This is a genomic window from Peribacillus sp. SIMBA_075, from assembly GCF_046534585.1.
On the sequence record NZ_JAWRYN010000006.1, the window covers coordinates 159,270 to 182,407 of the forward strand.

Below are 23,138 nucleotides of genomic sequence, written 5' to 3' on the forward strand. Positions count from 1 at the left end.
CATTTTATTCATATAAACGGGCAAACGTCACTGATTTGTTTGATTTTTTATATTTACATTTTCTATTACTGAATATATTGCTTTTTCGATTTCTTTATATCCGGTACACCGACAAATATTCGAAGAAAGCCATGTTTCAATCTTTTCAGGACTTGGGTTCCTGTCATTAAGGAGTAAAGCCTGGCAAATCATTATAAATCCTGATGTACAATACCCACATTGAAAAGCAAAATGTTCCACAAATGCTCTCTGAATCGGGGTATTCTTGAGTCCCTCTATTGTAAGGATTTCTGAATCAATTGCTTCAATGGCTAACATTAAACAGGATTTCATTGGCTGTTTATTTATTATCACCGTACAAGCGCCGCAATCCCCATTTAAACATCCAGGTTTAGCTCCCGTGAGTCCAATTTTATCTCGGAGAACATCTAGCAATATATCCGATGCCAATATATCCCTCTCATACCGTTCTTCATTTATTTCTAATTGAATGGTAACTTTACGATCCGCCGAATGGCTATTCATGTTCCTCACCACCTATATATGACAAAATGTATGAAAGGGTATTTTCTAAAACAAATAATCTATATTCATTGGATCCTTCTATATCGTTTAAAACTGGAGTTGGTAAAAACTCAAAGGAGCTTAAAATTCGATCTTTAAAAGATAAACTCTTATCATTTAGTTTGTTTTCCATTTGAATTGACCGAAAAGGATATGGACAAACCCCGCTGAATGCAAATCGAATAAATCCTTCTTTTTTTAATGAGGCAACTGTTAAAAGCGGATATCCCGTTTTCCATTGCTGCCTCTTCTTTACACTAATGTGTTTAGCTTTCAGATATTCTTTTTCTGTTACAATTTGTACGAGAAATTCCCCTTCGTCAAGTCGTAGCTCTTTATGGAAAACTTCATTAATAAATTCTTTCCTCGTTCCTTTTGGTCCTGCAATAATGACAGTACTATCTGATAATAAAAATGGAAGAACTGACTCTCTATAAAAAATTTGACCACATATGTTTCCACCTATAGTGATTTTATTTCTTGATGTATAATCAGCAACTTCTTTTGAAGTATCCGATAATAGCGGAAATAGCTTATTTTCTTCGATTGCACGTAAACTCAATGTTGAGCCAATGATCAGTTCTTGGTCTTGAAACCCGAATGCACTGCATTCTGGAATCCCTTTTAAATCGATAATCGCATCGGTGTATATAAAATTTAAACGTCCTAATGTTAAAATTTCAGTCCCACCACCATAATACATAGGTTTTTTTTCTTGTAATTTTAATAGTTGATAAAGTTCAATCGCTTCTTTTATCGATTGAGGTTTATAATAATCAAAATTATAAGGTAACATTAATCTCTTCTCCCTCGCTTCCCCCTCCAAATGAGTTCAGGAAGTAATGGCAACTGGTTCAAAGGAATCCCCGCAGCCAAAGATAAACTGTTACCTAAAGCAGCTGGCATACCTAGGAGCCCATGTTCTCCAAGGCCCCTTGCGCCATATGGGGCTTCTAAATGTGGTGTTTCTACAAATTCACAAATATATTCAGGGTTTTCTCCATATCTTAACGGTCTATAGGTTCTGAGTTGAGGGTTCAATACTCTGCCAAGGTGATCGAAATAGAATGTTTCACGCCCGCCGAATGCTATGCCCATGCTCATTGCACCCATTATTTGTCCTTCGGCAGTTTTTTGATTCAAAACCTTTCCTGCATCAATGACAGATATTGCCCTTACTATCCTGTAAGTATACTCATTTATGTCATACTCTACTTCTACCCCTTGTGCGCCAACAGTCCATTCAGGACCTGGTCTGCCAGCACCTGTATCGGGATCTAAATTTGTTATATGTGGAATGGTATATTGCCCTCTACCGATGATTTGTCCTCCAATCGTGCTTCCGTCAGGATATGTATACCCATACACTAGCCGTTTGAAAGGAATTTCGATATTCGGTTCCCCTCTCATAAAGACCCTTTCCTTGCCAAGGACGATGTCTTCAATTGGGGCTCGTAATACACAAGAAGCAAGTTTCTTTATTTGTGAAAGAGCATCTTCCGCAGCTTGAATCGCAGCCCTTCCTGCCATTAATGTTCCGCGGCTTGCTACCGTTTTCCAATGTTCTGGAGTATTTTGTGTATTTACCTTCATCTGAACGTTTACACGATCAATTGAGACCTTTAATTTGTCTGATACAATCTGTGCTAATATCGTTTTTGTTCCTGTACCGATTTCTACTACTCCTGAAATAAGGTTTACACTGCCATCAGGGTTAAAGGTTAATATGACACCAGATCCAGCGTTGGTATCGATCGTTGAAGTTTTCCAGATACAAGCGATACCTTTTGCCCTGATTATCTTGTCGTTTATTTTTACTAACTGGCCCTCTTCCCAATTCATTTTTTTCTTAAGCACCTGTATGCATTTAGGGAGATTACCTACCGTGCTCGAATTCAATTTAACTTGTGTTGGGGTGGAGTTCCCTGGGAGTATCGCATTCATTTCACGAAGTTCAAGTGGATCCATTCCAAGCTTTTTTGAAAGAGAATCCATGGCCCGCTCAAAAGCAAACAGAACTTCTGAATGGGCAAAACCTCGATAAGGCGAGGCATATGGATGATTTGTATACATACAGAGAGAGTCGCACCAAATATTTTCTATATTGTAAGGACCGGTACAATCTACAGCTCCAGCACGGCTTAGATCTGTAGCTTTGTCAGCATATGCTCCCCCGTCCCATAAATACGTCAGCTCTGCGATCTTTAGCAAACCAGATTTTGTACAACCTAATTTAATGGTAGCGTCTAATCCAATATGACAAGGTGATGTCAGAATATCCTCTTCACGACTATTTTCAACTTTTACTAGCCTGCCATTAACGGCCTTTGACGCGATATAAGCTAATAGTTCAAGTTGGACCGAGGCTTTACCACCATATGCCCCTCCAACAAGTGGAGTGTTTACTATGACTTTTCCGATTTCAACATCAAAGTAATCACTTATCAAACGCTTGATCATGAAGGGCGCTTGAGAAGAAGAAGTGATAATGACCTTATCATCTGAGTGAATTTCCGCTAAAGAACATCTTGTTTCCATGGCTGCATGGTCGGAGGGGGAAAAAGAAAACTTTTCCTCAATTATGATTTCGCTCTCTTGCCAACCTGTTTTTCTATCACCTTTTCTGATTTTGGTTCGGTTTGCTATATTTGTGCCTGGCTCGGGATATACCTCGGATATTTTTTTATAAGTATCTAAATTTGGGTGGAGTAGGGGGGAATTGGGATTTAAGGCTTCCGTTGGTGAATTGACAACGGCTAAAGGTTCATAGATAACTTGAATATTGTCAGCTGCAATTTTTGCTTGTTTCGATGTATCAGCTACAACTAGTGCAACTACTTCTCCATGATAGCGGACTTTATCTAAAGCTATGGGGTACCGATCCCTGATTTCTTCTCCCGTAAGCGGTAAATTCCCACCTGTTATGATTGCACGAACGCCTGGAACTTTTTCAGCTTTGGTTAGATTAATATTTTTAATAAGGGCATGTGCATAAGGACTAATTACCTTTTTAACATGGAGAGTTTTTACTTCTTCGCGGTCCCCTGTGTAAATCGCCTGCCCTGTCACCTTTTCCCAGGCATCTTTTCGAGTTACCCCTTTTCCGATAATATCCATATAGTCTCCTCATTTTCATTATTATTCTTATTTAATTGTTATCTATTTTGTTTTTCCAAAAAAGGTATTCTTTCATATTATCAATATCAACAAACCATTTTTCCTCATAAAAAGGAACAAGTATCCCCTGTTCTTTCTTCGCCATTAGAATCTGTCTTGCTCCTCGGTCTCCTCGCAAAAGGTGAATGTCGGAAAAGAGGTCTTTGTCAATAAGTATGGGAGGTCGTATACAACCATGAAAACTAGAGGCAACAAAGGAGTAATTAGGGTTACCTTTGTATATTTCGATGAGTTTGTTTATCATATTTGTTGTTATAAAGGGCTGATCAGCAAGTAAAATTATTACGGCGTCCGAATGTATGTTGTTTGCTGATCGTATACCCGTTTGGAGTGAATGGGATTGACCTGCTCCAGGTTCTTTAGTTTCGACCGTAATTATTTTTTCAGAACAAAAACCTGATAAATCCAGGTGGTTTAAATGATTTGAAATTATGATAATATCGTTAAGTTCAGATAGAACCGCTTTTTCTAATCCCCATCTTCCCATTTCTTTATTTCCTAATGGCAAGGTTAATTTATTTGTACCCATTCGATTACTATTTCCAGCGGCCAAGTATACCCCAGTTATTTTCATTCCGGATGTTCCTTCATTCTTTTATGCTGAATTAATTCAGCTATAATGCTAACAGCAATCTCGAATGGGCCGTTAGCTCCAATTGATAAACCGATAGGTGAGTGTATATTATTAGGGATTTTCGTGTCAAATAAACTGGCTGTACGTTTTTTGGAACCTAAAATGCCTATATAGGATAATGAATGATCCATCATTAGTGAAAGTATTTCTTTATCTCTCTGAAAGTTATGAGTCATGATGATAACATAATCATCTTTTTTAAAAGATAATTGTTCCATAATTTCAGTTGGGAATCCTACAATATGGCTAACTGCGTCGGGTATATTATTTTCGTTACAAAGCTCGGACCTCCAATCGCAAACAGTAACTAAAAACCCTATTGAGGTAGCCATTGTGACAACTGGATATACATCACATCCAGCTCCAAAAATGATTAAACGAGGTTTAGGTATAATCTTTTGCATATAAATAAAGCTAACATCTTTATCTTTGGGTGCATTGTGATTCTCATCCTCTGGTCGGAAAGAATACCCCAATAAGTTCCAATCATCATCTAGCTCAATTTGATGAACGATTACCTTAGCTTCTTTAATGGAAGCCAAGACATATGAAAGATGTTCCTTTAATTTATGGTCCACATACTCCAGTAATATATATATAGTTCCGTTACAACCTGTTCCAATACCCCATTCTAGATCTTCATCACTTTCCATGTGATATACAAAGGTCTCTGTATTTTTCCTTTCGAACACTTTGCAAGAATGAAGAATAAGGTCTTCCTCGATACACCCAACACTAATTATGCCAAGAGATGAACCATCTTTTTTTATAAGCATGGAGGTACCTTCACGTAAGTATGCTGAACCTTCCACATGAATGATGGTAGCCAATACACACTCCATAGAGGTCGATTGAACCTCTTCAAGGATCGTATACATTTGATTCAATTGTCTTCCTCCTGGTCTCCTATGAGTTCATTCATTCTATTAATAACATTATGTTGATTTATAAAAAAAATGTGTTTATATAGGGAATAAATAGAATAGAATTATTCTAGCGCGGGCTGAGCACATGGGAAATGTGGTTTTTCCTGATTCATGCTTTAAAGACTCACAGTCATTTAATCTTTGTATGTAGAGAGTGTATCATTCGATGTTTAAATTAAAGGGGAGGATATAAGTGTATACCTATTTTATTGGTAAACAAAAAGGAGCAAAAATTTTGCTCCTTCATCCAATCTTATTTGTTTTCCTTTTGAATAAATTCTATCTTTTCGATAAAGCAGACCAAGTATTTTCAAGCCACTTATCAAAGTCTGCCCCTTTTTCACCCTCATAGGTGTCATATATATCCATTCTCATTTTCTGAAGTTTCTCTTTGAATTCAGCATATGAGTGATTTTCTGGTAAACTCTTCTTGATCCTAACTAAGATTTTGGTTAATCCTTTAACCAATTCGCCCTTTTTCCTTGGTGGCAATTGAACATCTTCGCCTAATCTTTTCAGTTGACGGTATGCGGACTCTTGAACTTTATATACAGAATCACTATTCATGATATGTTTGAGAATATCGATTACTTGATTATTTTTTGACTGACCTAACTCTTCGATCGCATCTAAACGTTCTCTCCAATTAGATTTGCGATTGGCAGATTTTTTTAATTCCTCATAGTTGGCAGGTAACTCGATACCTTTTATTTCTTTGTTATTCAAATGAATCATTTCTCCTTCTGTCTTTATGTAAATATCGGATATAGTAAAATTTAAATCCGACCCTACAATAATCCATTACCAAGAATGGTTTATTACATTACTTATTATACCCTTTTCCATATCTTAATATAGTTAAATTTCTTACCGGTCTGCTGTATTTTCAATTTAATGAACATAAATCGCTATTTTCATCTGCAGATATCCTCTGTATCATTTATCTACAAAGATATTTTCTCCTTCATCTTTAATGGAGAAAAATTAAAACATCAGTAATTCCCAATGAATCAGGAAATACTGATGTTTAATATTCTATAAAGTTTCAGTTTCTCTTTGGTCAATCCAAGCCGCAAGCCTTGGCAAGTATTTCAACAAGATGCATACTTTTGATTTGGTTTGCTGCTCCCTCCCTTTGAATGCCAATGCTCATTTGCATTTGGCAGCCAGGGTTAACGGTCACTACTGCAGTGGCTTTTGTATCTTTTAGGTTCTTCATTTTTTCATCCAGTATCTTCATGGATTCATTAAAGTGAAGAAGATTGTAAATGCCTCCAGATGCACAGCAACGGTCAAACCCTTCCATTTCCACATAGGAAACACCTGGTATGGATTGCAATAATAAACGAGGTTCCTTTTGGACCTTTTGAACATTGCGTAAATGACATGAATCTTGATAGGAAACGATGCCTTGCCATTCTTCAGTAATGGGAAGTGGCCCCAATTGATGAAGAATTTGACTGATATCTTTTGATTTTTCCGAGAATGCCCTTGCCGCCCCAGCCCATTCGTGATCATCAGCCAATAGGTGTCCATATTCAAGAAGCGAAGCACCGCAGCCTCCTGCGTTATTTACGATTACATCAGCATCTGATTGCATGAAGGCTTGGATATTCCTCTTCGCCAATGCTTTTGCTTGTTTTATTTCGCCTTGATGGGAATGCAGTGCACCGCAGCAATTCTGATTTTCAGGGAGAATGACCTCACAGCCCACAATGGTGAGCAGCTCGATGGAAAGACGGTTGATTCGAGACATCATGGATTCCATGATGCACCCAGCAAAAAATGCCACTCTTAATTTCGTTTCCCCTTTTGCCGGTATTATCGTTCCTGTCCGGATTCGTTTGGAGGACGACTCGATAGGAGGAAGTGCTTGTTCTAAATGTGCAAGGGCAGGGGAAACCTTTTGCAGTACATTCGATGAACGGATAAGTTTGGATAGCCCCGTTTTTTGATAGAGGTGGACTGCACTCCCAATCCTATTCATTCGTTTTGGATATGGAAAAAGATGAACCAATGCCAGTTTTTTGATTTTCGTCATTTTATTTTTTTCGTTCGCTGATGGGGAGGCTTCAATCGCTTCTTTTGCCGCTTCCAGTATATGTCCGTATGGCACACCGACTGGACATGCGGTTTCACAAGCACGACAGCCCAAGCAAAGGTCGATCGGTTCAGCTAAATCTTTTTGGAAATCTATTTTCCCTTCGGCTGCCAGTTTCACTAGATTGATTCGGCCGCGTGGAGAAGCGGACTCTACACCCATTGATTCATATGTAGGACATGCTGGTAAACAATAACCGCATTTTACGCATTGGTTTGTCCAATCATAGGCATCTGAATATAAATTTTGGACCGCTTCATTTGTCGCGTTGGATTTAACAGGTAGATTCATGTAACCAACACGACCCTTGTCTGGCCCTTATCAGGAAAAACCTTTCCTGGATTCATGATATTATTGGGATCCCATGCTTTTTTAATTTTTTTCATCATATTCACCCCTGTTATACCTAATTCCATTTCCATATATGGTGACTTTAATGTACCGATTCCATGTTCTCCGGAAAGAGTTCCCCCTAGTTCTATTGCAGCTTCAAAAATTTCACTGACTGCAAGCTCCACTTTTTTCATTTCCGTAATATTTCGTTTATCAGTAATGATGTTCGGATGTAAATTGCCATCGCCGGCATGACCAAATACAACCAAGTTCAATCCGTATTTTTCCCGGATTTGGTTTAATCTCTCCATCATCGCCGGAATTTGACTGCGCGGAACAGTTGCGTCTTCAGAAATCTTTGTAGGTCCCATTTGTGTAATGGCCGGGGATACCGATTTACGCGCACTCCAAATCGTTTGGCGTTCTTCCTCTGTCTCCGCAATCTTGACGTAGGAAGCACCCTCAGCCCGGCATAAATCGGCGCACTTATTGATTTCCTCCTCAATCGCCAAAGGGTGCCCATCTATTTCAATGATCAGAATGGCCTCTGCTTGAAGAGGCAATCCAGAAGGACGATAACTTTCAACAGCACGGATACACGCATTATCCATTAACTCCATGGCTGATGGTAGGATTCCTGACGATAAAATGCTGGTAATGGCATGACCGGAGTCGATCAAATGATTGAAGTGGGCGACAAAAGTATGTTTTGATTGCGGTTTTGGAATTAAGCGAATGATTGCCTCTGTAACGATGCCCAAGGTACCTTCCGATCCTACGATCAATCGTGTCAAATCATACCCTGTTACATTCTTTACAGTCTTTCCGCCAGTGCGGATGATTTCTCCCGTAGGTGTGACCACCTCCAGGCCTATCACATATTCTTTTGTCGTACCGTATTTCAATCCCTTTGGCCCGCTGGAGTTTTCCAATAGATTTCCGCCAATTGTGGCAACATTGGAACTGCTTGGATCAGGCGGATAGAACAAGCCGGCTTCTTCAGCCTTTTTATGGATATTTGCCGTTATCACACCTGGAGAGACAATGGCAAGCATATTTTCCCGATCAATGATCAATTTATCCCGTAAAAGGGTCATATCAAGAACCATCCCCCCTTTAACAGGTAAAGGGCCGCCACTTAGCGAAGTTCCGGATCCTCTAGGGTAAACAGGTATTTTGTGAGTATTAGCCAATTTAACCACCTCACTGATTTCCTCCGCGTTTTTTGGCTGTATAACGATTTCAGGTAAATATTCCCCAAAAGAAGCGTCATAGCTATAACAATACCTTTCTGCCAAATCAAGGTACATTCTATCACTTGGAATTACCTGACTAAGATCGTCCAGGGCTTCTTTCTCCATAATTCTCACTTCCTTTCATTGATGTAATATAATGGTATTCTATTATCCTGCTAGATATAATGAAATAAAAAAGGAGGGTTTTTATTGAAAATAGCACTTATTCACGCAACCACCACTGCACTAAAACCAATTGAAATGGCATTTCAAACAGTTGCTCCGAACATTGAACTCCTTCATTTCATGGACACGGGCCTTCTCGCCTTGATGGAAAAGAGCAGCAAGTTAACTCCGGAAATCATCCGCCGCTTTTCATCATTAGTGAGTTTAGCCTATGATTCTGGCGTTTCATGCATCCAACTTACTTGCTCTGCTTTTAATGACATCACTTCAATTTTACAACCTCTTTATTCTGTAAAGTTATTTCGTTCAGATGAGGCCATGCTTGATGAAGCACTTCGATATACTAGCATCGGCCTGGTTTCAACCGTAAAAGAAACGCCCGTCGCCCTTCAAAATTATTTATTGAATAAGAATCCGGACTGTTTGATCGAATCATTGGTAGATCCAGGGGTCATTCATTTATTATCTCAAGGAAAAAGAAAGGAACATGACGATCGAGTAAAAAAGATGGTGGAACAATTGGATGGAAAGACAGAAGTGATTTTGCTTTCACAATATAGTATGGAGCATGTCGCAAAGCAAGTTAACCCTTCTGTCCCTATCCTAACGGCACCACTTTTGGCTGCTAAAAGGTGCTTGGATCATTTGAATAGAACGTTTAGCTGATTTTTTTCTGGATAAAATCCGAGCTTGGTCAGCAGGATCGATTGTCACATCACTAAAATTCTTATTAACCGTTTGTATGATGGGAACCACCAAAAACTTTTCCAACACCCTGAATTTTTTCAAGTATGACGATTAGAAGGACTGATATGAAAATAACCACGCTTGACACGGATGCAACGATTGGATTGTAGGCATCCTGCATTTGCGAGAAAATCTCGATCGGCAGCGTTCTCATCTCAGGTGATACCATAAAGAGCGAGACCGTTACATTATCAAATGATGTCAAAAATGCGAATAATCCCCCTGAGATGGCCGCGGATCCAATTAGCGGCAGTGTCACTTTCATGAATACTGTTAGTGGATTCGCTCCAAGTATGGCCGCGGCCCGTTCGAGATTATAATCAAATCCACTTAAACCGGTTAATACGAGCCGCATAACATATGGTATGCAAATGACGATATGGGCAATTAAAAATCCTGTAGATGTACCGGCAAGCATCATTGGTGTAAAGTACATTAAAAGTGCAATCCCTAAGACTAATTGCGGCACACTTAATGGAGAAGTTAATAGGGCCGTAATATACGATTTTCCTGGTATATCATACTTTGCGATGCCAAGGGCTCCCAAAGTTCCGAATATGACGGAGAAAAGGGCAGCTAATGCTGCGAACTTCGCACTATTCAAAAATGCTTCCAAAAATTCAGGTCGCTCCAAGATTTTGGCATACCATTTCAGCGAGAAGCCTTCAGCCGGAAAACTTGGATAATTGGCACTTGTAAAAGAAGCGGGAATAACGACAATGAGCGGTATCAAGATATAGATAATGGCCAACACGGCTACGGCAATCCGAAGGCCTCCAAACGTTTTCATCATCGGAATACCTCCTTGAATTTCCCTTTTTCAAACGCTCTGGTAAAGACAGCTACTGATATGACAGTGGTTGCTAATAGAATATAAGAAAGAGCAGATCCGAATGTCCAATGTAGCAAATTATTTATTTGATCATAGATGACAACAGGCATCACGGGCACATTGGCTCCCCCCATTAATGCAGGCGTAACATAAGCACTCATTGACAAACTGAATACGAGAATGCAGCCAGATACGATACCAGGGATACTTAACGGCAATGTAATGGAAAAGAACCTTCTGAATGGGCTTGCCCCAAGTATCGCTCCTGCCTTATCCAGAGAAGGATCAATATTATAAAGACTTGCAACTATGGATAAGATCATGAAAGGAAGATAAGCATTGGAAAGGCCAATCACAACTCCGATTTCCGAAAACAATAGTTTCAATGGTGCATCTATTATGCCAAGGGCCATCAAGGTTTGATTAATCGTTCCGTTAGGCAATAGCAAGAGGTACCAGCCAAAATTACGGACGACTATACTTACCAAAAGCGGTGATACGATCAAGAGCGTGATATACCCTCTGATCCGCGCCGAGCTTTTCGCCATCGTCAAAGCTACAGGATATCCAAGAAATAAAGCAACCAGGACCGAATATAAACTGATTTTGACAGTCAGCCATAAAGAAGATAAATAGTAGCTATCGGAAAAGATTTGTGTATAGTTTTTTAGGCTATATACTGCATCAGCAGCTCCAAGATTATCAGTGGATATGAAGCTTAAATATAAAATGTATAACATCGGTATGACGAAGAAACCAAATATGAATAGCAGAATCGGCGTTAAAAGGAGTAATCCAGGCAGCCAGACCTTCCTTTTCTTGAATTTAGGTTCCTTTTGCGGCTCAATAGGATTCGTTTCCTGTTCTATTTCTTGACTAGCATAACTTCTGATGGGCTCCATCCAATCAACACCTCACTTCCATTTTGCCATGATGAATCGAAAGCAGAAGTCAATACTTGAATACTTTTCCCCTGTAATAGAACATTGATTTCCCATGAGGTACCAAGATAGTTAATTTGGCTAATCCTGGCACGATGGTAATCTAAAGGAGATAAGGAAGTTTCATCAATAGAAAGGATGCGCAGTTTTTCTGGTCTAATATAAATCTTCACCTCATCTCCGGTTTTCAAATCACTATCATTTCCCATGATATTATCTGCGTCGACATGAGTAATATCAGAACCGATCTTGACTGATACTTTCCGCTTGTCCACGGCAGACACTTTCCCTTCAAAACAATTCGATTTTCCGATGAATTGAAAGACGAATTCTGTCTTGGGATGATTGTAAATCTCAGTTGGGGTACTGATTTGTTCAATTTTCCCTGCATTCATGACCACGACTCGATCTGACATGGAAAGAGCTTCTTCTTGATCATGGGTCACAAAAATGGTCGTTACGCCAATTTCCTTTTGTAAACGCTTTATTTCGGCCCTTAGTTCATGGCGCAACTTTGCATCAAGGTTTGAAAGCGGTTCGTCAAGCAATAGGAGCTCCGGTTCCACTACAAGTGCCCTGGAAATCGCAACACGCTGACGCTGACCTCCTGATAATTCCCTTGGATAACGATTTTCCAAACCTGACATTTTCACTAATTCAAGCGCTTTACTTATCTTCTTTTTTTGCTCAGCTTTACCGACCTTGCGTAATTTCAAGCCAAAACTGAGATTTTCATAGACTGTCATATGAGGAAAAAGCGAATAAGTTTGAAAAACCATTCCTAAATCTCGTTTATAAGGCGGAACCTTCGTAACATTATTGCCCTTAATATGGACCTCCCCCCGATCTGCATCAAGGAACCCCGCAATGAGGTTCAAGGTCGTGGATTTTCCGCACCCCGAAGGCCCAAGAAGAGTGAGTAACTCTCCTTGTTTCACCTCCAGATCGATACCATTAAGGACGACATTCGCTCCAAATTGTTTAAAAGCGCCTTTTATCTCTACATCATTTTTATTTGACCCAACCGCCAGAACTGCCTTCAGGTGCTGCCCATTGATTTCCACATCGTTTTTTAATACTTCCATGTAATCAACACGCTCCTTTTTATTTGAGTTTTTTGCCTAATTCAGGAGTAACCTCTTTCGCCCATCTATCTGACACCTCTGCACGGATTTCGGCAAACTTGGCGAAATCTGGTTTGAATGTTTTATCACTTTCTTTAAGTCCGATTGACTCTTCGAACTTCTCTGGAATTTTCATGCCTTCTACCGTCGGATAAAATCCTTTTTCGGAAATTAATGCTTGCGCTTCTTCACTGATTACATAGTTGATGAATTCAAGGGCTTCTTTGCTATTAGGCGTATTTTTCACTAGACCAGCGCTGAAAGCTTGAAGTGGTACACCTTCTTTAGGCACGGCCATCTTGATGGGAATACCTGAAACGGCTAGTTCACCTATGGAATAACTTCCCATGACCGTTACGTCAGCAGCTCCCTGTTGTATGGCTGGCATCATTTGCGTTGAGTTTTTATAAAATGTATTGGAATACGCTGCAAGATCTTTTGCCTTTTCAAGACCTGGTTCCATGTCTTCCGTACTGCCGCCGTTTGACATCGCCAGTCCATTAAGTGTATTGAAACCCCAGTCATTCGTAATATCTGAAAATGCCGTTTTACCCTCGTAATCAGGTGAGACAAGATCATTCCATGATTCAATTGATTTTAACCCTTTCTTTTTAAAGGTTTCCGTATTATAAGCTGGTGCAATGACTAAACCGAATGCTGGCGCGGCAGCCTTTTCAACCGGAATGAAACGTGGATCCACCGATTTCATATTGGGAACATTTGACTCATCAATTGGTACGATCAGTTCCTTCTCCTTAGCGCGAATTACATCAACCGGTACAAACAGGGCAACATCTATTTGCGGAGCGTTCTTCTGTAATTCCACTTTAGAAAGGATTTCACCAGATAAACCGGAAATGTAATTTACGGTGATTCCCGTTTTTTCTTTGAACTTTGGAGCGATCACATCTCGGATGGCACTTTCGATGACTCCGCCATTCCCTGCTATCGTTATTTTTTTCTCTCCATTTTCACCTGCACCCGTTTGTACCGATTCTCCTGGCTTTTGCGGAGTTGGATTACCACACCCTGCAAGAGCGATCAATGCGATTATCAATAAAAGACTTAATATTTTCTTCATATTCATTACCTCCCATTTTTCATTGATTTTCTATAATTCCTTGTTCGCTAAAATATTTCATGGCTCCTGAATGAAAATCGAGTGGAACTTGTTTGGTTGCTTCCTCTATTGAAATATCAGAAGCGGCCGGATGTGTATGCTGCAGCTCAGGCAGATGTTCATATAGTGTTTTCACCAGATTGTAAGCATGCTGGTCAGACATTTCATCATAGGTTACCAAAACATTTTTAATAGAAATCGTTTGGACACTTTTTTTCATTCCCTTATATGTATCACTAGGAATTTCATTGGCAGTATAAACACCATATTGTTCCTGAAGGTGTTCAATAATATCTTTCGGGATTGGAATGAAGGAGAGTTCCGTTTGCCCGTATATGAAAGCGATTTCATTATTCGGAATTCCCGAAGAAAAGAAAGCGGCATCAATGGTACCATTTTGCAAGGCTTCTGCAGATTGAGAAAAAGATAGATAGGATAAATTCAATTGATCAAGCGGTAAATCCGTTTCTAATAGGATTCGTTCTGCCATAAGCCTTGTACCGCTTCCAGTCGTACCAACATTAATGCGTTTACCAACTAAATCTTCCAAGGAATCAATATCATTTTGTTTCGTTGTAACAATTTGAACATAGTTGGAATATAGGGCCGTTAAAGCCCTTAACTTGGATTTATCCGTTTCAGGCAAATCAAGTACATCTACTGAGGTAAAACCAATTTCTGCGCGATGGCGGCTAACCAATTCAGTATTTTCGATGGAAGCATGGGTTACCTGGGTTCCTGACACAGCTCCATTATATTTTTCAAACATGTTTGACAATCTTTGTCCTAATGAATAATAAACCCCTGACATATCTCCGGTTGCAATGATTAGGAGTCTATTTTTTAAATCCTGTCCTTCAGAAACTAATTGCCTCTGGATCAAGGTAGCAGGTTTTGAAATTTCCTGCTGCTCATTCATAAAAGAACATCCTGCCATGAAACAAAATAACACAGCGACTTTTATAAAGAGTGCTCCATTTTTCATAGTGGCCCTCCTTTCTTAATGAAAATAGATGCAAGTACTATGCCAAGTCGATTAATTGCTCTAAAACGCAAAGTTTGCCGATTTAGAGCATGATTCACCATCATAAACCGGCATTTTTTGCCGGGTACCCAGAAAAAAATGCCGGTTTAGACTATTAGCCTTTTATTCTTCTTTTGAAATGAGCTTGATTTTATCACGAAGGCTCCTTTCAGAAATCTTTAGGATTTGGGCTGTTTTTTGCCGATGGTTTTTACAATATTGAAGAGTGGCCGTTATGACTTTTTCCTCTATTTCTTTCATGGATATGCCAATCGGGATTCTGAAACTGTTAAAATCATCGTCAATGCCATTCGGCTGGAGAATGAACTTCTGTTCTTGAACATATTGTGGCAAGTCGGTATCTTCCATTCTTTTCGAGTTTGATAGGGCAACAGCATATTCTATAATATTACCAAGCTCACGGACATTCCCTGGGTAATGATAATCCAGCAAAATCCGACGTGCGGTTGCGGAGAAAGCCTTGTCTTCCCGGTTCATATCGGTAGAGTGCTTTTTTATAAAATAATCCATAAGGATGGGTAAATCTTCTTTTCTATCCCTTAACGGCGGCATCGAAATGGGAATGACATTTAACCTGAAATACAAATCCTCCCTAAACTTACCTTCCATTACCATTTGCTCCAGGTTTTTATTGGCTGCACTTATAATACGGACATCCAGGGATATTTTTGTATTGGAACCTAGAGGCGTCACCTCTCGTTCCTGCAACACCCGTAATAATTTGACTTGAAGAGGAAGGGGCATTTCACTAATCTCATCCAGAAAAAGGATGCCTTCATTAGCAGCAACGAATTTCCCTTCCTTCCTCTGAGTTGCACCGGAAAAAGCGCCTTTTTCATAACCGAACAATTCAGATTCCAGCAGCATCTCAGGAATTGCAGCACAATTGACAATCTGCATGGGTTTGTTTTTCCTTCTTCCCAGAGTATGGATGTTTCGGGCTACAAGCTCTTTTCCAGTTCCACTTTCACCTGTGATAAGAACACTTGAATCAATATCTTTCACTCTTTCGATCATTGAAAAAATACGCTGCATCGCTTTGCTATTACCAAGGAAGTTCCCAAATCCCTTTTGCATCTCTAATTCTTCGTGTAATGTCTCCAATTTATTGGACATCTGTTTGAATTCGGCTGCCCTCATCAAGAGCAAAGAAAGTTCTTCTATATTAATGGGCTTTTCAATATAGTAGTAGGCCCCTTTTTTTATGGCATCGATGGAAGTTTCAATAGATGAATAGGCAGTCATCATGATGACTGTTACGTTAGGTGCTATTTGTTTGATTTTCTGCAGGACATCAAGTCCACTTTTATTTCCTATCCTCAAATCAAGTAACACAATATCAAAAGGCTGATCGTCGATCTTCCGAAGACCCTCATCCGGGTCCGTAGTTGTCACTACTTGATAAGAATCTTCCAATGCAAAGCTAAGAGCGGTGCAAATAGCAGGTTCATCGTCAATCACCAATACATGCATTTTCATATTACTCCTCCTCATTCCAGGCTTTTATTCGATATATAAAGGTAGTAAAATGGTGAATTTCGTTCCTGAATTAGGATAACTTTTCACATGGATATCTCCGTTATTTTCTTTAATTAACCTATACGATAACGTAAGTCCCAAACCGACGCCCTTTTCTTTATTTGTGAAAAAAGGCTCGAAAATATGGTTCAGTTCCTCCTGTTTCATCCCCTTTCCTGTATCGGATATGGCAATCCGCCCTGTTTTTTCGTTTTCTTTATCAATGGTGATTTTAATGGTCTTTTCCTTTGTTTCTTCAACGGCATGAATCGAATTCAACACCAAGTTAAGAAGTACCTGTTGAATTTGTTGTAAATCTATATAAAAAATAAGGTCCTCCTCAATCGTTTGCTCGAAATTTATTTGTTTTTTTTCCATTGTCACCTTATGAAAAGCAAGTAATGATATAAGGTCATTAGCGTGGCAATTTGTAATATTTGGCGGTCGCGGACGAGCATATTCAATTAAATCGGTAACAATCGCATTCAGCCGGTTTACTTCAGTAGGCAAGTGTTCCATTAGAACTTGTCGGAATTGAGGATTATCATATTTACTCGGCAGTAAATCAATGAATGCTTTAATCGATGTTAAAGGATTCCTGATTTCATGTGCGACACCTGCAACTAGTTGGCCAAGAGCGTGCAGTTTTTCTTGTGTGACCAATTTTTTCTCCAATGTTTTCTTTTCCGTCTCGTCATTCATGGAAAGTAAGTATCCAGTTTGTATTTCTTCAGAATTGAACATCTTATGCATCGAATATGAAATGACCTTCTGTTCATTTTCTTCGTTTATTACCAAGATCCGAAAAGAACCCGTACGATTTTTCTTATTTTGTTCTTGATGGGAAGCTTCGAAATTTTCCATTAATTGTGAATGATTCGAAAAATTCAGAATCATTTCCTTGGAAATGTTTAGAATTTCCGATGCCTTTGCATTGCAGCTGGTAATCATGAAATCGAGATCGAATGTTATGATGCCAGTATTGATATTGTTTAAGATTTGTTCTTTGAACGCTTTGCCATTAGCGATGTTTTGCCGTTGTTTCTCTAAATCCTTATTTAATAAATGTAATTTCAACGTCTGGTTATGAACGGATTTTTTCAGCTTTTGATTCCATATGTAAATAACTAGAAGGATAAGGGCTACTACAGTTAAGATTATGATTAGCCAAAATATGAATTGCTCCAACCTGGCAATTTTTTGATTGGACTGTGGCATGATCCATTTATCAATTATCCCGTTGATATTTCGGTTCGCTTTAAGTTCTGTGAGTGTATTGTCCATCATGAAAAGAAGCGTTTGATTCCCTTTTTTTACTGCAATCGTATAATCCGCGGGTTCAATGACTTCATCGAGTATGATGTAATTCTTTTCCTGGCGGAACTTTTTTAAATAGAAGTCTGCCGTCCATTTGTTTCCAATGAACACATCTGCACGATTGTTCAATAATGTTAAAATGCCCGAGTATTGATTTGAAACGGTCGTTAAGTTAGTATTCCTCATATTGAGAAATGTACTGATTACAGGTGTGTTATAGTCAAGGACAACATGTGAATCACGTAAATCCGTTAACGTATGAATATCCTGTTTCCTTTTACTAGGGATGATAATTGATTGGGACATGGTAAAATAAGATTGAGTGAAATCAAGTTGATTATCTTTTTCAGTATTATAGGTACTTCCAACAATTGCATCAATTGTTCCGTTCATTAAGGCTTTTTCCGCTTCTTGCATCCCCATCGGAATATATTCGAAATCAACCCCATTATATTTTGCTATTTCCTCCATTAAATCAATATTGATCCCTGTCAGCTCACCAGCTTCATTTTCAAATGAAAATGGAGGAAGGGCACTTTCTTCAGCAATTTTAAAAGTTCTTTGTTCAGCAAAAACAGCGGGAGACCATAATGTTTGAACAAAGAATACAAAACAAAATATACATAGTTTAAACAGCCGCTTTTTAATTAAGAACCCTCCTTTTATGTCGATATTCATGCAGTCACTAATCCTCGGCTAAAAAACATCCTGATAATAATACTTCTCCAATTAGGACTTGAACCCTTTAAAATGTAAAAGATTCTTAGTATAATCTGACACAATCCAACAATTACCTACAAAATGGTGTGTTTCTGAATTTTATCCTGTCCTAACCTAGCTAAGTAAAGTAGAAGAAGAGCCAGTTTGCTAAAAAGATCCAGATAATTTCAGAAATCCGCTCCCTTTCCGCCGACTGTCTGCCTCATCAAAGCAAGCGTCTGTGGGGCCTCTTCTAGCCAGTTATTCGGCAGGAGTGTCGCAAATTTCTGCATTCTAATGAGGGTTTCATCTTAAAAACATCAAGGATAACCAAGTTTTCTTTAAAATCATGGTTTGTAATTTGACCCTTCGGAGCATCCAGACATTGACAAAATTATGTTAAAGTATTTTATTTAAAGACTTATTAACATTTGCCGTAATGCTCCAAGATGATAAGCCAAGTGGGCAATGATCACATTTACATTTGTCAGCCATTCTCCTAAATAGAAATTCCAGAATTAAAAGCCCAATTTCTCAGTATTAAAATTGAGAAATTGGGCTTTTTTGTTACTCCATATAAGCGCCCTATAATGGAATAACACATTATTTTTATTAGGTGGTTTTGTTGAAGGTCATTGCTTAGAAAAGCACCCGTTAGTTCAAGAAAAGCGTACTTTTCAGCAAAAGCCAAAGGGCACACTTTTGTGCGCAGTATTTTTCTTTTGTTAGGTGGAATGCGTAAAACTGTTACACGGTAGTTTGCTTTCACTCTACGGATCACTTTTTGTTTTTTCCCTTATTTTATTGAGTGGTTACCTGCGGACCAAAAAGGAGTTCGAATTAAATAAGGTAATATCTTAGGACTTGATTAATTTATTTTCTCATCGAATATACTAATCCTTTAATCCCTTTCCATCGAGAATTTGCTGCATATATTTTTCAACCCTTGATACTCGAGTTTTGGATTGTTTGGGTTGTGAAAAATAAAGAATGTATGCTCTTTGCCGTCCCGGGGTCAATGCTTCAAAAGCAGTTTTCAAGGCAGGGATTTCATCGAATTTATTTTGAAGTTCTTCAGGAATTATGAATTCTGTATTACTTTTAAAATTCACTTCCAAACCGGCTTTTTCAACTTCAATGGCTTCATGGATATAGGCTTTCAAGATGGTTTCCATTGCAACTATTTCTTGAACATTGGTGAACCGAATCTGGCGCGCGCCCTGTACATTCTCCGTTTGTTGGATTAGAATTCCATGGGTATCCTTTAACAAGGCACCTTTGTGAAACAAAAGCGCACAATATTCTTTAAATCCATGTATTAAAACTATGTTTTTTTTCTCAAACGTGTAACAAGGATGCATCCATTTAAATTCTTCGGTCAGCTCACAGTCAAGAACGATATTCCTCAACATCTCATATTCTTCCTGCCACTTTTTAGCTTTACTTAAAAATTCATCAACCTTAGGATTCATTCTACTATTTGTCATCAAGGAACACTTCTCTTTCCGAGCAGTTTGCTTTTTCCTATACGTTAGCTAAATACTAAAAACAGGTTCAGAGGTTCGGTCTTACATTGCCTCTAACAATTTTGTAAGTTGTTCGCCCATTTTCGCCCAACCATATTTCGCACCATTGAACGCTTGATCTTCTTTTTCGAATCCTGTTTGTTCAAGATTTAAATAGGTTGTTCCATCCTCGTGCTTTAATGTCCATGTGACTGTAGTGTTTATTCCACCACCTACCCAAGTGTAAGATAACTTATAAGGCTCCTCCACTTCAAGAACTTCGGAATCGATAATTAAATTCCACTGTTCATTCCGAAACTGAAATTTATGTCCGACGACAGGTTTTAAATCATTAGCCATTACCCATTTAGAAAGCGTATTTGCATCCGTTAAGGCGAGCCATACCTTCTCGATCGGGCTCTTAAAATTAAAATCTTGTGATACTGTTAAACTCATTTTTTGTTCCCCCTCCAATATTTGGTTTAAAAGTAATATTCTTTCACTCCAGAATTTTTTGTAAAACGATACCCAATCCTCAATTTCTCTCAATGGGGCAGCATTCAGCCGATAACGTGTTTCCCTGCCGACCCTTCTGCTGATCACAAGACCAGCCTCTTTAAGGATTGCCAAATGCTTTGAAACCGCAGTACGACCCATTTCAAAATGAACGGTTAACTCATTGAGTGGCAATTCTTCCACGTCCGCCAACAAACGTAGCAATTTGCGTCTTGTTGGATCAGCGATGCCTACATAAATATCACGCTCTTGATTTTTCTCGTTCAAAATCACCCCCCCTTTTAATTGGACACCATTTGGTGTCTTTACTATATGACACCAAATGGTGTCCTGTCAATTTTATTATTGCCATCACGGTATTCGTTTTATTCTCCTATCATCAAGTCTATAGGTTCCTTCTTTATTATTTGTTCAATAGATTAAGCTTCAAACTTATTAAATCCTTTTACAACTAAATTTCCCTGTTAGTTAAATTAACCTTTTGACACAAGTGATGACCAATATTGTCAGTTTCCTTTTTCTGAAAATTGGATATGCTCGTGTTTCAGCAAAAGATCAAAACTTGGAATTGAAGACCGATATATCTTCATTAATAAGCAAAGTGGAAAAGATTTTAACCGGCCTCTATATCAAGAGATTTCACGATTTGATAGTAGGAAATCTAGAGGTGTGGGTAATGCTGGAAAATTAATAGAGGCCCAATTATAAAAATTCTGTTTTCATATGTGGCTGAGCAAGAACGTAGAAAAAATAAGCAAACGATAGGCTGAAGGAATTGAAGTGGAAAAGAATAACGGCGTGAGATTTTGGACGACGTAAGTTGAAATAATAATGACTTCATTCAAGTATATGATAATGGAATCAACGATTAGATTTTACAAACCCTAAAAAAGTTCCAGTTTGTTTTCAGGAATCCGCTCCCTTTCCTCCGACTGGCTGCCAAGCCTCATCAAAGCAAGCGACTGTGGGTTACGAAAGGTACGAGACTCGTGCGGGAAAAACGAGAACCCCGCCCACAGGCGCAAAGAGCGCCGCGGGCGGACCGTCCGCGGCAAGCGAATGCCTGAAGATGAAATCATTTTACAAACCCTCAATATCTTAAATTATTTTTTTATTTCAAGGCTTTTTTAACATTTGCCTTAACGCTCCAAGATGATAAGCCGAGTGGGCAATGGTCGCGTTTACATTTGTCAGCCATTTTACTAAACCGATTGTTTCGATTTCAGCGAAAAGAGTTACATATTCATTTTGTAATCCCTCCCTGATTTCCGCCCATTTTACCTCATCAACATGAGTAATGGTCCAACTTGCGTCCCAATCTTTTTCAAAATCTGTGCCACTGATCATTGTTCGGATCACCCATAAATAATACCGTATGTGGTCAGAATGAGCAGCAATGGTTGATCCGTTTATGGACCGTGAAGCGTCTTCTGCTGTTAAACCATCGAGTGTCCCGAAAACCCCTGTATTCGGTTTTGAATCAGTATAATAGCTTCCTTCATTTCCAGGTCCCTCAAACGTTTCTTTCAAAAGCGTTTTTATCGAACTTGCCAACGTCTCGCTCATTTCAATTCCTCCCAAATGTTTTAATCGACTTCTTTATAATACACTAAGAAAAATCAATAATCGTTTATTTTTTGTTAAATTAATCCAAAAATCGGGAGTTTAAAATTACTCGATCACCTGGCATAAGGTAAGGGTTTTCTTAACTTTCGAGTACAGTTAACAACCTTATATGGTATTGACGCTGCTCTTAACGTGAAAAAAATAAAAACACCTTAAAAAGACCGTTCCTTAAATAAACAGGAACGGCCTTAATTATTTATTTGAAAATATGATTCAGTCTGAAAAGCCTAAAGGTTTTAATAGCTTTTCAAACGCTCATCCAGGGACACAATTCTAAACTTTAACTCTTGATTCGTGTCCAAGCCTCCTATTACAATTTGATTATCTTCCGTAATGGTGACATATCTGAAGGTTTCATCTCCATGGATCTTTATTTTTGTCTCCAATGTCGTTTCCATTTTTGCAAAAACTTGATCTGTGTATTTTAGCGGAAGTAGATCATCTAATCCCTCATCGGGGCTACCAAGCCACTTAAACATGAAATCCTTCAATGAATATTGTTCAATCATCGATAAATGATCTTTAAAAATTAATTTGTCAATTGTTATCTCTTTCAACTTAACCACTCCTCAATTGTATATAAAGTTTATATGGATAAACTCCTAACATCAAGGGCATTCCAATGACAAACGATTACATTTTGATTACTTGCTGACTAAATAAACCCTTTCTTTCCGGAAAAAGGAGTTCTGCTGCCAGAAATGAAATTGGAAGGTGATTTTTTCTTAAGAATCCGCCTTGAATTAACATGTGGAGGGGTTATTTTCCAAAGTTTACAAGTTTTGGTGTAGATGATTATCCATGAAATAAGGATGTTTATTTCAGTCGAAAACAGCCTCCATTTACTCATGAAAATGAAGGCTGTCTTTCTTAAGGGATGTTTAAAAGACTTACTGTTAAATGATTGCCTTTAAATAAAGGCTGTTTTCACATACTTTGTTGCTATTTACCAGGTAGTGAGTTGTGGTTGATTTCCCCTCCAGATGCTCGCT

Annotated in this window: 20 protein-coding genes and 1 pseudogene; 1 reads left to right on the top strand and 20 read right to left on the bottom strand. The window is 38.7% G+C overall.

Annotated features, from left to right (window positions below; all coding sequences use genetic code 11):
* Window positions 1-27: 27 nt before the first annotated feature.
* The 8 genes from SB775_RS07610 to SB775_RS07645 all read right to left on the bottom strand — a co-directional run bounded on the left by SB775_RS07610 (window position 28) and on the right by SB775_RS07645 (window position 9,096).
* Window positions 28-525 carry a (2Fe-2S)-binding protein gene (locus SB775_RS07610; protein ID WP_410861115.1) on the bottom strand — a complete coding sequence of 166 codons (498 nt, stop codon included), beginning with the start codon at window positions 523-525 and terminating at the stop codon, window positions 28-30.
* A complete protein-coding gene (locus SB775_RS07615) occupies window positions 518-1,360 on the bottom strand; it encodes an FAD binding domain-containing protein (RefSeq protein ID WP_410861116.1) in 843 nt (280 codons plus the stop codon). Before SB775_RS07615 ends, SB775_RS07610 begins: the two co-directional genes overlap by 8 nt.
* A complete protein-coding gene (locus SB775_RS07620) occupies window positions 1,360-3,681 on the bottom strand; it encodes a xanthine dehydrogenase family protein molybdopterin-binding subunit (protein WP_410861117.1) in 2,322 nt (773 codons plus the stop codon). The genes SB775_RS07615 and SB775_RS07620 overlap by 1 nt, the downstream gene beginning before the upstream one ends.
* A 31-nt stretch (window positions 3,682-3,712) precedes the next feature.
* Window positions 3,713-4,315: a nucleotidyltransferase family protein gene (locus SB775_RS07625; RefSeq protein WP_410861118.1), complete on the bottom strand. Its 603-nt coding sequence runs from the start codon at window positions 4,313-4,315 to the stop codon at window positions 3,713-3,715.
* The gene (locus tag SB775_RS07630) at window positions 4,312-5,253 is read right to left on the bottom strand and encodes an XdhC family protein (RefSeq protein WP_410861141.1); all 942 of its coding nucleotides are present in this window, start codon (window positions 5,251-5,253) and stop codon (window positions 4,312-4,314) included. Before SB775_RS07630 ends, SB775_RS07625 begins: the two co-directional genes overlap by 4 nt.
* A 327-nt stretch (window positions 5,254-5,580) precedes the next feature.
* On the bottom strand, window positions 5,581-6,027 hold the full coding sequence (locus SB775_RS07635; RefSeq protein ID WP_176431848.1) for a HEAT repeat domain-containing protein: 447 nt from the start codon (window positions 6,025-6,027) through the stop codon (window positions 5,581-5,583).
* 334 nt (window positions 6,028-6,361) lie between these two features.
* A complete protein-coding gene (locus SB775_RS07640) occupies window positions 6,362-7,693 on the bottom strand; it encodes a (Fe-S)-binding protein (protein WP_410861119.1) in 1,332 nt (443 codons plus the stop codon).
* Entirely contained in the window at window positions 7,690-9,096 is a 1,407-nt protein-coding gene (locus tag SB775_RS07645; RefSeq protein WP_377383210.1) for an FAD-binding oxidoreductase, read from the bottom strand. The genes SB775_RS07640 and SB775_RS07645 overlap by 4 nt, the downstream gene beginning before the upstream one ends.
* An 84-nt stretch (window positions 9,097-9,180) precedes the next feature.
* Between SB775_RS07645 and SB775_RS07650 the strand changes: the two genes are divergently transcribed.
* Window positions 9,181-9,822, top strand: coding sequence for a hypothetical protein (locus tag SB775_RS07650; protein WP_410861121.1), 642 nt, complete (start codon window positions 9,181-9,183; stop codon window positions 9,820-9,822).
* A 64-nt stretch (window positions 9,823-9,886) separates the two neighbouring features.
* Here SB775_RS07650 and SB775_RS07655 read toward each other — a convergent pair whose 3' ends face one another.
* The 12 genes and pseudogenes from SB775_RS07655 to SB775_RS07710 form a co-directional block, all read right to left on the bottom strand.
* A complete protein-coding gene (locus tag SB775_RS07655) occupies window positions 9,887-10,693 on the bottom strand; it encodes an ABC transporter permease (protein WP_089362330.1) in 807 nt (268 codons plus the stop codon).
* Window positions 10,693-11,637: an ABC transporter permease gene (locus tag SB775_RS07660; protein ID WP_061463230.1), complete on the bottom strand. Its 945-nt coding sequence runs from the start codon at window positions 11,635-11,637 to the stop codon at window positions 10,693-10,695. The genes SB775_RS07655 and SB775_RS07660 overlap by 1 nt, the downstream gene beginning before the upstream one ends.
* A complete protein-coding gene (locus tag SB775_RS07665; RefSeq protein WP_410861122.1) occupies window positions 11,601-12,761 on the bottom strand; it encodes an ABC transporter ATP-binding protein in 1,161 nt (386 codons plus the stop codon). The genes SB775_RS07660 and SB775_RS07665 overlap by 37 nt, the downstream gene beginning before the upstream one ends.
* A gap of 19 nt (window positions 12,762-12,780) precedes the next feature.
* Window positions 12,781-13,881 carry an ABC transporter substrate-binding protein gene (locus SB775_RS07670; RefSeq protein ID WP_317777506.1) on the bottom strand — a complete coding sequence of 367 codons (1,101 nt, stop codon included), beginning with the start codon at window positions 13,879-13,881 and terminating at the stop codon, window positions 12,781-12,783.
* A 19-nt stretch (window positions 13,882-13,900) separates the two neighbouring features.
* Window positions 13,901-14,905: a TAXI family TRAP transporter solute-binding subunit gene (locus SB775_RS07675; protein ID WP_410861124.1), complete on the bottom strand. Its 1,005-nt coding sequence runs from the start codon at window positions 14,903-14,905 to the stop codon at window positions 13,901-13,903.
* A gap of 162 nt (window positions 14,906-15,067) precedes the next feature.
* Window positions 15,068-16,444: a sigma-54-dependent transcriptional regulator gene (locus tag SB775_RS07680; RefSeq protein ID WP_317777504.1), complete on the bottom strand. Its 1,377-nt coding sequence runs from the start codon at window positions 16,442-16,444 to the stop codon at window positions 15,068-15,070.
* A gap of 24 nt (window positions 16,445-16,468) precedes the next feature.
* Window positions 16,469-18,478 carry a transporter substrate-binding domain-containing protein gene (locus SB775_RS07685; protein ID WP_410861125.1) on the bottom strand — a complete coding sequence of 670 codons (2,010 nt, stop codon included), beginning with the start codon at window positions 18,476-18,478 and terminating at the stop codon, window positions 16,469-16,471.
* A gap of 914 nt (window positions 18,479-19,392) precedes the next feature.
* Window positions 19,393-19,986 (bottom strand): YdeI/OmpD-associated family protein, encoded by a 594-nt coding sequence (locus tag SB775_RS07690; RefSeq protein WP_089362248.1) that lies wholly within the window; start codon window positions 19,984-19,986, stop codon window positions 19,393-19,395.
* Between the two features lie 81 nt (window positions 19,987-20,067).
* On the bottom strand, window positions 20,068-20,460 hold the full coding sequence (locus SB775_RS07695) for an SRPBCC family protein (RefSeq protein WP_410861143.1): 393 nt from the start codon (window positions 20,458-20,460) through the stop codon (window positions 20,068-20,070).
* 141 nt (window positions 20,461-20,601) lie between these two features.
* Window positions 20,602-20,793 (bottom strand): annotated as a pseudogene (locus SB775_RS07700) (ArsR/SmtB family transcription factor); the annotation flags it as partial.
* A gap of 843 nt (window positions 20,794-21,636) precedes the next feature.
* The gene (locus tag SB775_RS07705) at window positions 21,637-22,086 is read right to left on the bottom strand and encodes a hypothetical protein (RefSeq protein ID WP_410861127.1); all 450 of its coding nucleotides are present in this window, start codon (window positions 22,084-22,086) and stop codon (window positions 21,637-21,639) included.
* Window positions 22,087-22,382: 296 nt separating this feature from the next.
* Window positions 22,383-22,703 (bottom strand): hypothetical protein, encoded by a 321-nt coding sequence (locus tag SB775_RS07710; RefSeq protein ID WP_410861128.1) that lies wholly within the window; start codon window positions 22,701-22,703, stop codon window positions 22,383-22,385.
* Between the last annotated feature and the right edge of the window lie 435 nt (window positions 22,704-23,138).